Raw genomic sequence first — 10126 nt, 5'->3', positions numbered from 1 at the left:
ACCGGCCTCCTGCTCAGGGGCGGTGCGGGTAAGGGAGGTGTGATGCGTCCCAGCTTCAGAGAGCATCCCGGCGTTACGCGCAGGGTCTGAGCCCGGCAGCCCCACGCGCTTGAGGGAGGTGGCTGCCGCACGTTTGTGGGGTGGGGCGGTCCCTCGCATCGCGGCCCTTGGCTTCCGCGATTGTCCCCAAGGCGAGGGACCGCCCCCGGCAACGATCAGGCGTCCGGGGAAGCGCCGTGATCATCACCGCGTGGGTGACCGGCCGGTGGTTGGTGGAAACCGGCCTGCCACCAGGCCTTGAGAACGCGTTGAGCCGGGAGAGCCGCGCTATCGCTCAGCGTTCGCCCGAGAAATCATTGGCACTGCTCCCCACCATGAGTCCGACTCTTCAGGCGGTAACCGTGGGGATGGAGGTGATGTCACCGAATGGGGCGTGGTGCACCAGGTGGGCGTGCCCCGGCCGTCGCCGACACCATTACCGGGGTACCGGACGCTGGGCCTCCGGACGCCGACCATAGGCATCGGCCGCGTCACGTAGAGCGGGGCTACGCGGCGCTCGGGGATGTTGCGGCCAGGACGTAGCGGATACGCTCGGCTGCCGTGGCGAGCTGGGCGACCTCGGTGATTGGCTCGTTCCACGACCACAAGAACAGCCATCGATCGTGCCTTTGCGCAACGGAGATGATCTCCGTCAAGGTGGTGGCTTTGGGGTTGATCACGCGCAGCCGCGGTAGTCGGTCGTCTCGGGTGAGCAGGCGAGTGTGCAGGCTGAGGCTCTGTAGTGCCTCCTGCAGGTTGTCGAGGTGGATGGCGGCTTCGGCGGCTGCATCGGCGGCCACAGCGGGGGCGATGGGGTTGGGCATGGCTGACTCCGAAGTGAATGGGGATCGGTGCGAGGCAGGGGGTGCCGTTCACGGGGTGGGTGGGGAGGGCGGCTGTGGGTGTTCGGGGTGGGGCTGGGTGCGGTGGGCGGCCCGCCGCACCCGCCGCGCCCGGTGGACCGCCTGCAGGGCGACCCCGAGACAGGCGAGCAGCAGACCCACGACCAGAGCCTGACTGACCTGCTTGGTCACACTGGCCGGGGCCAGCAGCACGAAGGCGACGTAACCGGCGGTCAACAGCAGAGCCGGCACACTGATCATCTTGTGGCGCGACACGACGAGGACTCCGTTCATGGGGAGGTGGTATTCGGGGCGAAGCTGTTGGCGCTGCGGGATCAAGGGGCGAACGGCCAGCATGAGCAGTTCGGCGCCGTGGCGGCTTCGGCGGTCGATGAGTTCGTGGTTGTGCGAGCCGGTGGCGCGGCGGCCGGATCGGATCGGTCGAAGGAAGGCGCCGCCGCGCGCCTGCCCGGCGCTCAGGTGCTGCTCAGCACCCGGTCTGGCGTGTCCAGCCAGATCGATTGGCCGTCCGGCGTGGCGGTGATGCCGTATCGCCGCCAGTGCGGCTCGCCCCAGCTCACCCACTGCGCGTAGGCCTGCAGCACCTCATCCCACACCGGCCGGTCGCCCACCTGCTGCACCCCGTGATCCACGCTCCCGGGCCGCCACGTGGCCGCGGCCCACGAGCGGGCGTCGCCTGGATCGTAGAGCCACGTGCGCACGAACGGGCCGTCCTCATCGGCGCCTTCGGTGGTGTGCGACAGCAGGCCTGTCAGCGCGGCGATCGTCAGGTCCGCGCCCGCGCCCAGCTGGTCCAGCGCCCGCGGGTCGAGCGCTGTGCGGTAGTGCCGACGCTCCTGCCCCGGCGGCGGGTCCTGGCCCGGCTTGGGACGCTGGGAGCGCATCATCATGTAGCCGGCGTACCCGACCACCCGCCCGACCGCGCTCCCGTCGTCTTGCACCTCGAGGCGTAGCGCGTGGCTGGTGCCGTAGCCGGGATGCCACGGCAGCACGATCACGCCACCGGGGCGGGTCTGCTCCACCCATGCGTACGGGATGTTCCGCACGCCGCAGGTGACGTGCACCCGGTCGTATGGCTCGCCGTCGCTGCAGCCAAGCGCGCCGTCCCCGACCACCAGCCGCAGCCGGGCCTCGGCGGCGGCGAGGTTCTTCGCCGCCTGCCCGGCCACCTGCGGGTCCACCTCGACCGAGGTCACCTCCCCCTGATCCCCGACGAGATGCGACAGCAGCGCCGCCGTCCACCCGGTACCTGTCCCCACTTCGAGGACCCGGTGACCGGGCTCCGGCTGCAGTTGGTTGAGCAGGTCGGCGACCGTGGACGGCGCGGACGCCGAGGAGGTGGAATCGCCCCGCAGCGTGCGCAGGCCGGTGGCGCCGTCGTCGAGCTGCGTGACGATGATGCTGCGCGAGTAGACGGCGTCCCACCAGGTGCCGGGGTCGGTCTCGCGGTCGATCAGGTACGGCTCTCCCTCTTCGACGACCAGGCCGACCGGGGGAATGAACAGATGGCGCGGCACCGCGCGCACCGCCTCCCGGATGGGCTCGCCGATGTCGCCGGCCTCTTCAGGATCCAGGGCCGCGATGAGCCGGGCGAGGCGTTCGGGGGTCGCGCTCACTTGCTGCCCTTCTTGCCCTTGGCGTGGCCGCCCCGCGGTTCCTGATGTTGGTCGTTGGTGCTTCCGGTGCCGCCCTCGGCGCCGGTGACCTCCTTGTCCTGGGGGCTCTTGGGGTCTTCGTGCTTCCCGCCCATGCTTTGATCCCTTTCGTGTTGTGGCCGTTGGGGTGAGCCACGGTTTTGGGTGGGGCTCGCCCTGCGGGGCTGTTGAGGCGAGACTGGCGTCCGGGCGTGTGGTTTCCGCGCCGGGCGTCTTCAGGTTGCGGTGGGGGTGTACCGCATGTGGTCTAACGGACAAGTCATGCGGACTCCCGCATCTGGAGAATCTCCTGTGACGTCTTGTTGTGCTGGTGCTCGACCCACCACAGGCGCCGATTCGCCTCGGCTCGGCCGTCCCACACGGCAGGGCCGCCCCGCTTGGGAGGACGCACCTGCGCGGGGCGGGCACGCCCGATCCAGGTGTAACCGGCCATGTTGCCGTTCGCCCAGATCGTGTAGTCGCCGCCCGCGATGGTTTCGGCGTTCAGAACGATCGTGCGGCTCGATCCGAGCAGCCGAGCCACGACCACGTCGGCGCTGCACCGTGGGCACTTCTGCGGGCCGGTGGAGGTCACAGCCGACCTCCCATGCCTAGGGTGTGCGGTTTCCAGATGGACAAATTGATCACTTTTCGGTGGCGCGGCGCCGGAAGGCCATACGGGGTGTGCGGGCCGAATCACCGCCGCGCCGGTCAGGTCCCAGGGCAGATCTCCAGCGGATCTCCAGGATCGCCCCGGGCATCTCAACGGGCTGGCGTTAGAGAACCGTGCCGAGCTTTCGCCAGCCGTTGGCGGGCCTGCGGATCTCGCCCGGGTGCTCCTGGTCGCGGACGCTGACGGCGTCGTGGTCGTTGATCGGGGCGTACTTCAGGCCCGTCCCCTCGACCGCGTCGTATCGGTCGTCGTCCACGTCGATGTCGTGGAGACCCTCGGCCGACTGCTCGAGGTCGGGTCCCCGGCCGAGCAGTGCGCCCAGCTTGCGGAAGTCGTCACCGGGCCGCCGGATCTCAGCCTCCGGACGGTCCTTGTCACGCACCGCGTAGTCGTCGCTGTCCCCGATCGCCGCGTACTCGATGCCCGTGCCGTCGAGCAGCGTGAACGTGGACTCTTCCACGGCTACCGCCCACAGGTCGGGCTGAATCGATCTGGCTGTCATGGGAGCTCTCCCTTGCGTTTGGTTCTTCGATGGCGGCGGGCACGAGGCCCGGCCTGGTGCCCAGCCCGCCGCCTGCCCGGCACGGCGGGCCGGGAGCTTCACGGGCGGGGACCGGCCAGGCGCTGGATGATCGCCATCTGATCGGTCAGGTCCGCCATGAGGTCGATGGGGTTGCGGCACTCCACGATCCGCCGCACCCCGGCGGTCACGTCTTCCAGCGTGAGCCGCCACGATGGCCCGGCCTTCCAGACCAGCCCCGTTCGGGTGAGGTCGTAGGTGATCTGCCATGGGTGGAATGTGTTGCGCAGCACGACGAGCTGACGGTCCCGCACGTCGAGCTGTAGCCATGCCCTGATCTCGGCGTCATGGGCGGTGGGCTCGACGGGAGCGCGCAGCAACTCGAACATTTCAGGACCTCCATCCCATATGCGTGGCGCGGCGTATTCGTTCCGAGGATGCGCGAGGAAGGTTCGCGGGACGTTTACGCCGTTCAGCAGTAGCGTGGCCAGCACGGGGATGCGCAGTCCAGAGAAAAGCGTTCGACTCACTTCCACCGCCTGCTACTGGGCTGCAGCGGAAAACAGTGGAAAAGATTTATGACGTGGCGGAGGCGGCGGTGGGCGAAGAGACGTTCGGGCAGGTCCTACGCCGTCTGCGCGGTAACCGCACCCTTGAAGCGGTGGCGCATGCAGCGGATATATCGATCAGCTACGTCCAAAAGCTGGAAGCTGACGGCGGCAAGCCGAGCCGTAGAGTAGTCGAGCGGCTGGAAGCCGCCACCAATGCGCAAGGTGCGCTTATTGAGGCATCTGAGAAAATCGGGAAGCAATCCGCTCCGAATGCGGAGATTCTCCCTCCTGCCGCCGCAATGAGTCCTGTGCGTACTCTGGATATAAACGACGCATTCGGGGAGGACACCACGGAACGCAGACACCTGCTACAGCTCACCGCAAGCGCCGCCATGGGAGCCGTTCTGGACGGAGAAGCCATCAGGCGACGGCTCAACCAGGCCATGGGCGCCCGCCGCGGACTGGCCGAATGGAGCATCGCCCACGAGAACCACCTCCATGCACTGCGTACCCGGCCGCCCGCGCAGGTGGTCCATGATCTCGCCATCGATCTAGAGGCCCTGTCGCAGTACCTAGAGACCGCGCGAAAGGACGAGATCGCCGAACTCGACCGTGTCACCGCCCTGCTGGCTTCCATTCAGGCCAACGCCTTCACTCGGATGGGCGATCACGGCGCCGCCCTGCGCTGGTGGGAAACCGCCCGCTGGGCGGCTGACGCCTCTGGCGACCTTGACCTTCAGCTCTTGGTCCGCGCTGAAGAGGCCGGCCATGGCCTGTACGGTCAGCGGTCGCCACAGATCGTGCTCCGCCTCCTGGCCGAGGCCGTCGACCTCGCCGGAAAGCGGCAGACGCTCAAGTTCGTCGCGGCCGAGGCCAAGGCTCTGTCCATGCTGGGGCGCCATGATGAGGCGATGAGGGCGCTGCGCAGGTTGGACGACCTCGCACAGCAAGGCGTGCGTGGGGACGCCCTGAGCTTCTGGAAGCCCGATCAGGTGTACTTCACCCAGAGTTGGGTCTACAGCGCCGCTGGTATTGAAGATTTGGCAGGAGACGCCCGCGAACAGGTGCTCCGGCACGCAGGAGACTACGTGTACCAGGCGAACGTCGAACTGCACACGGCCTGGGCCATGGTTTCGCAGGGCGGCGTGGAGGAAGGCATGGCACATGCAGCAGCGGTCATGGCCTCACTCTCGAGCGCGTTCCGGAGCACCCACGTGATGGAGACCGCAAAAATGGTGTTGCAGGCTGTGCCGTTGGAGCAGCGGGACCGACCAGCGGTGCGGGACGTGCGCTCGCTGCTGGCCATCGAGGCCTGACCGGCGGGGCGTCGCGAAAGACGACACCCGCCACCGGCGGCGACGAGCACGGCGCAATACGGCATTCCGTTCCGATGCTGCTCGCGTCCGAGATGGTGACCCCGGGTAGGCCCAGCCGCCAGCTGAACGCGATGGTGACGCGGACGGGGCGAGCGTGTGCGGTGCCAAAACGCGGATACTGCTGCTGATCTGGGCGTTTGCAGGCGATCCGGCTGCTCTGCGGTACTCGTTGGTCAGTCCTGTGACGGTGCCGCTCGAATATCTTGTTACGTGTCCTGAGCTGCGGTTAAGCGGCGTGGTGGTATTCGTTGACCGTGCCGGCAACGACGGGTTTTCGGCGGACGATCCGCTGGTCGTTGAGGTCGGTCACGTCGTGAGCGGGCTGCGCTGCGATACCCGGGGGACGTTGCTGCCGGGACTGGTGCGCCCGGTGCCGGTTGTAGTGGATCAGGTGCTCGCGGAGCACGAGTGCCAGGTGGCGTTCATTGAGGATCAGAACCCGGTCCAGAAGCTCACGGCGCAGCGTGCCGATGACGCGCTCGCAGATGGCGTTCATCCTCGGCGTCCGCGGCAGCGTTGTGCTGACCCGCAGCCCTTCAGCTGTGAAGACCTCCCGAAAAGCGGAGGTGAAGAGCGGGTCCCGGTCGTGGATCAGGAACCGTAGCCCGGTGATGCGGTCACCCAGATCCATGACCAGGTTGCGGGCCTGCTGCACCGTCCATGCTCCGGTCGGCTGCGCGCTCACTCCGGCCAGGTGCAGCCTCCGGGTGCCGTGCTCGATGAAGACCAGCACCGCTTGAGCAGCACGGTCTCGACCATCAGGAAGTCACACGCGATGATCGCGTGGGCTTGAGCGGTCAGGAACTGCCGCCAGGTCGGCCCGGCCCGGCGGGGTGCCGGATCGATTTCCGGCGGCGTTCAGGATCTCCCCACACCGTGGAGGCCGCGATGTTGTAGCCCAGCCGGGCCGGCTCGCCTTGGATTCTCCAGTGCCCCCAGGTCGGGTGCTCCCGCGCCATCCGAATGATCAGCGCCTTGACCGGCCGGCGGGTGCATGGCCGTCCCGGGCGCCTCCTGTCCGTGAAGGTCCACCTACGTGCCACGAGACTGCGATGCCCAACGCAGGATCGTCGCCGGGGTGACCGGGAACACCTCCGCCGACCGGCGGCGGTGGATCAGCCGCGACAACGCCGCAAGCCAGAGCCGGTCGGCGCCACCCCACCGAGGCCGGCTGCCGAGCTGACGGTGGAGCACCTGGTTCTCGTGACGGAGCACCAGCACCTCAACATCTTTGGACAGATCGGAGCGGACCAGCACTGTCAGCAGGTCGAACAAGCCCCTCACCAACCGGTAGACAAGCGACAACAACATCTAGCGATGGTCGCAGTCGCTGGCCTGATCATGCAGCATGCCCCAGTTCAAAGCACGAAACCGTATTTCCGAGGCGGACAGGCTCGCCGCAGACCCTGCCAGGCTGGCGCCATCGCTCCTGGACCACGTCGGCCACCCCGCCTACGGCCTGGACGCCCTCCGCGCCGACCTGGAACGCTTCACCTTCCTCCTCGGAGGCAGCGACGGTGAAGACCTCTTGGCCAGCCCCGACATCGGCCGCCAGCGATGTCCTAGATGACCTTAAGTAACGTGCGATGGGCAAACTTCAAGATCGGTAAGAGTTCGGCTTCTCACTCCCAGTCGACCTCGCGCAGCGCGGCCATACCCTCGTCCTGGCCGGTGATCACCTTGTCCTCGCCGTCTTCGTCGGCCAGCGAGAGAATCCGGGGGGACAGCTCGATCAGCGAAGCGATGAAGATCCGCCAGGTCTCCTCAGACAGTGAGGACTGGTCACGACTGATCAGATCGAGAATCTGGTCCGGGGAGTCCACGAAGGAGATGGACAGCCCCGCCAGGCGTTCCTCGGATTCGAAATCGAATCGGATCACGTTGATGTTGGGCAGATACCTGATTCGGAGCGTCGCGTCGTCGTTCTGATATGTGTGGTCAACCCAGCGCCACCCTTCGCCGCTTTCGGCCTGCCATCCGCAGCTCTCCAGCCGGCCCTGGATGTCGTCGATCAGGTCACTCTGTCCGGGAGATGTCGTCATACGTCAGATACCAGCCTTGATCGCTTCCATGTGTCGCTGTGGCGATCGAGCTGGTCACTGAACCCGCCGCCTGATCAACAAGCCCACCCGGCGAACCCTATCCGTTCGGCCAATGGCAGCAACCAAGTGATCTTCAGTCGCGAGCCGGGCTCGCCCGTGCAGCGCGCGGCCACCAGCCGCTCGAAGAAGCCGGTGATGGCCGGTAGCCGCTGGGTGTCGGTGGCCAGCTCGTCGAACACCGGCCGCGACTGCCGCTCCAGGTAGCGGCCCAGCGCGGCCGTCTGCAGCTGGCGCTTGCCACCGAAGGTCGCATACAGGCTGGAGCGGCACCACCTTGGAGGCCGGCCTGACGTCGGCGAAGCGGGTCACCGGCCGAGGCGTGGTCCTCGGCAGCGCCCGCGGCGAGGCGGCGCTCACCAACTGGGAACCGGTCTACTGGCACCGGGTCCACGTGATCGGCTTCAACCTCGGCATTCTGATCCAGGCCGCCCTGCAGATCTTCGGCGAGGTCATGGGCGAGCTGTTTGCGCTCATCGCCGCGGGGTGCTCCGCCCGGGCCGGCCCACGGTGTACGACCTGGCCGACGGCCCGAAGGCGCTCGCCGAACTGGAGTCCCGGGCGACCGGCGGCAACCTGGCGCTGCGCCCCTGGGAGGGGAATGTCCGTACTGCAACGGAGGCCCACCTCTACGGCCCTGCACGGGCTCATGTCGCTGGTTGGTATGGGCGCCGGCCAGGCACGAGGAAGCCCACAGCGCCCTCGCCTGGTTAGGCCCCGACTGCGACTTCCACCCGGTCTGCGTAGAAGGCGACGTGGCCGGCGATGTCTGCGACCGAGTCGTATGGCTCACGGTAGGACCACACCGCGTCGATCAACTCGCCTTCGGCGAGGGCGATGCTGTAGTAAGACGCGTCGCCCTTGTACGGGCAGTACGTCCGGGTGTCGGTGGCCGCGAGCAGCGTCTGGTCGACGTCGTCGAGCGGGATGTATTGGACCGGCGGGTAGTCCGCCTCCCTCAACGTCAGGGCCCTGGTGGTGTCGGCGACGACGTGCTCGCCGACGCGCGCTACGACGCGCCGACCCGTCTTCTCGATGGTGATCGGGTGGTCGGGTCCGGGGATCTCGGGTTCCCATGTCGTCATGGTCTTCTCCTGTTTTCCTGGTGGTGGGGGGCTCAGTCGGCGATGAGGTCGAACTCGTTGCCCTCGACGTCGGCGCACGTGGTCCACCGAGCCGGTGGCCCGCCACTCGGATCGCCGGCCTCCACGACGGCATCGTACGCATCGGCCCCGTCGGCGACCTCGCGGTCCAGGACCGCGGCCCAGAACCGTGCCGTACATGCGGCGCCGGTGGCGTCAAACGAGGCGCCGAAGAAGGTGCTGCTCATGCGCGTTCACCTGTCGTGATCTCTTGATTAGACCAGTCTGTCTAGTCACCTCGCCGAATATAGACGCCGTCTTCTCTAAAAGTCAACTAGCAGGTTAAATGCCGTCTTTGCTTGCTCATGGTTTGACAGGACCGGCTCGGTCAGGTTCTCTGAAAGAGAAGCAAGACAGACCGGTCTAATCAATCGAGAGGAAGCGATCATGACCGAGATCCGCACCGCCCTGGTGACAGGCGCGACGTCCGGTATTGGCAGGGCCGCGGCGCTGAAGCTCGCCCGAGACGGATACAAGGTCCTGGTTCACGGCCGTGACGCCGAGCGCGGAGCGGTGGTGGTCAAGGAGATCGAGAGCGCCGGTGGCAGCGCCGAGTTCCTCGCCGCCGACCTCACCGACGTCCGTGCCATCGGGCAACTGGCGGCCGCGGCCGGGGATGTTGACGTCCTGGTCAACAACGCCGGGTTCTCCTGGTTCGGCCCCACCGCCGACCTGGACCCCGGCACCTTCGACGAGCTGTTCGACGCCAACGTGCGCTCGGCGTACTACCTCACGGCCGCCATCGCGCCGCAGATGGCCGAGCGGGGTAGGGGCGTCGTCATCAACCTGGGCAGCATGGCCGGGCAGATCGGTCTGGCGGGAGGCGCCGCCTACAGCGCCACCAAGGCCGCGCTCACCTCGCTGACCCGCTCCTGGGCCGCCGAGTACAGCCCGCGGGGCGTCCGGGTCAACACCATCGCCCCCGGACCGGCCTACACCGGCGGCTCGTCGAGGGAAAGCCTTACGGCCCTGGGAAAGACCACGCTTCTGTCCCGTACAGCGGAGGCAGAGGAAATCGGGGACGTCATCGCCTTCCTGGCCTCGCCGGCCGCCGGCTACATCACCGGCGCCGTCATCCCGGTCGACGGCGGACGCACCGCCGTCTGACCCGCAGCGCCTCTATAAGGAGTCGAGATATGGACAAGCCCGTCGTTTTGATCACCGGGGCCCTCACCGGCATCGGCCGTGCCGCCGCCGTCGCCTTCGCGAAGAAGGGCGCGAACGTGGTC

At 67.5% G+C, this 10126-nt stretch carries 15 protein-coding genes; 2 read left to right on the top strand and 13 right to left on the bottom strand.

From position 1 onward, the window contains the following. Positions 1-545 precede the first annotated feature (545 nt). The 7 genes from ACFPZ3_RS29580 to ACFPZ3_RS29550 all read right to left on the bottom strand — a co-directional run bounded on the left by ACFPZ3_RS29580 (position 546) and on the right by ACFPZ3_RS29550 (position 4118). Positions 546-863 (bottom strand): hypothetical protein, encoded by a 318-nt coding sequence (locus tag ACFPZ3_RS29580; protein WP_379517540.1) that lies wholly within the window; start codon positions 861-863, stop codon positions 546-548. 48 nt (positions 864-911) lie between these two features. Beyond that, entirely contained in the window at positions 912-1175 is a 264-nt protein-coding gene (locus tag ACFPZ3_RS29575) for a hypothetical protein (RefSeq protein WP_379517539.1), read from the bottom strand. A 182-nt stretch (positions 1176-1357) separates the two neighbouring features. Beyond that, on the bottom strand, positions 1358-2518 hold the full coding sequence (locus tag ACFPZ3_RS29570) for a methyltransferase domain-containing protein (protein WP_379517538.1): 1161 nt from the start codon (positions 2516-2518) through the stop codon (positions 1358-1360). Next, positions 2515-2652, bottom strand: a complete 138-nt coding sequence (locus ACFPZ3_RS29565; RefSeq protein WP_379517537.1) for a hypothetical protein — start codon at positions 2650-2652, stop codon at positions 2515-2517. The genes ACFPZ3_RS29570 and ACFPZ3_RS29565 overlap by 4 nt, the downstream gene beginning before the upstream one ends. Positions 2653-2816: 164 nt before the next feature. Next, the gene (locus tag ACFPZ3_RS29560) at positions 2817-3131 is read right to left on the bottom strand and encodes a hypothetical protein (RefSeq protein WP_379517536.1); all 315 of its coding nucleotides are present in this window, start codon (positions 3129-3131) and stop codon (positions 2817-2819) included. A 181-nt stretch (positions 3132-3312) separates the two neighbouring features. Continuing rightward, a complete protein-coding gene (locus tag ACFPZ3_RS29555) occupies positions 3313-3711 on the bottom strand; it encodes a hypothetical protein (RefSeq protein ID WP_379517535.1) in 399 nt (132 codons plus the stop codon). Positions 3712-3809: 98 nt separating this feature from the next. After that, positions 3810-4118, bottom strand: coding sequence for a hypothetical protein (locus tag ACFPZ3_RS29550; RefSeq protein ID WP_379517534.1), 309 nt, complete (start codon positions 4116-4118; stop codon positions 3810-3812). A 176-nt stretch (positions 4119-4294) separates the two neighbouring features. Between ACFPZ3_RS29550 and ACFPZ3_RS29545 the strand changes: the two genes are divergently transcribed. Beyond that, a complete protein-coding gene (locus ACFPZ3_RS29545; RefSeq protein WP_379517533.1) occupies positions 4295-5596 on the top strand; it encodes a helix-turn-helix domain-containing protein in 1302 nt (433 codons plus the stop codon). Positions 5597-5882: 286 nt separating this feature from the next. Here ACFPZ3_RS29545 and ACFPZ3_RS29540 read toward each other — a convergent pair whose 3' ends face one another. From ACFPZ3_RS29540 to ACFPZ3_RS29515, 6 genes are all read right to left on the bottom strand, one after another. Next, on the bottom strand, positions 5883-6341 hold the full coding sequence (locus ACFPZ3_RS29540; protein WP_379517532.1) for an integrase core domain-containing protein: 459 nt from the start codon (positions 6339-6341) through the stop codon (positions 5883-5885). Between the two features lie 347 nt (positions 6342-6688). Continuing rightward, the gene (locus ACFPZ3_RS29535; RefSeq protein WP_379517531.1) at positions 6689-6931 is read right to left on the bottom strand and encodes a hypothetical protein; all 243 of its coding nucleotides are present in this window, start codon (positions 6929-6931) and stop codon (positions 6689-6691) included. A gap of 347 nt (positions 6932-7278) precedes the next feature. Then, positions 7279-7698, bottom strand: coding sequence for a hypothetical protein (locus tag ACFPZ3_RS29530; RefSeq protein ID WP_379517530.1), 420 nt, complete (start codon positions 7696-7698; stop codon positions 7279-7281). A 74-nt stretch (positions 7699-7772) separates the two neighbouring features. Continuing rightward, positions 7773-7937 carry a hypothetical protein gene (locus ACFPZ3_RS29525; RefSeq protein WP_379517529.1) on the bottom strand — a complete coding sequence of 55 codons (165 nt, stop codon included), beginning with the start codon at positions 7935-7937 and terminating at the stop codon, positions 7773-7775. 528 nt (positions 7938-8465) lie between these two features. After that, complete coding sequence (locus ACFPZ3_RS29520) at positions 8466-8840, bottom strand: DUF427 domain-containing protein (RefSeq protein ID WP_379517528.1); 375 nt, start codon at positions 8838-8840, stop codon at positions 8466-8468. 32 nt (positions 8841-8872) lie between these two features. Continuing rightward, the gene (locus tag ACFPZ3_RS29515) at positions 8873-9085 is read right to left on the bottom strand and encodes a hypothetical protein (protein WP_379517527.1); all 213 of its coding nucleotides are present in this window, start codon (positions 9083-9085) and stop codon (positions 8873-8875) included. 199 nt (positions 9086-9284) lie between these two features. On the opposite strand from ACFPZ3_RS29515, the gene ACFPZ3_RS29510 reads away from it, so the two are divergent. Beyond that, positions 9285-10004 (top strand): SDR family NAD(P)-dependent oxidoreductase, encoded by a 720-nt coding sequence (locus ACFPZ3_RS29510; protein WP_379517526.1) that lies wholly within the window; start codon positions 9285-9287, stop codon positions 10002-10004. Positions 10005-10126 lie beyond the last annotated feature (122 nt).

The sequence above is a fragment of the Nonomuraea insulae genome, assembly GCF_042656245.1.
Note: the sequence above shows the minus strand (reverse complement) of the source record. Positions and strands in the feature narration are given on the sequence as shown.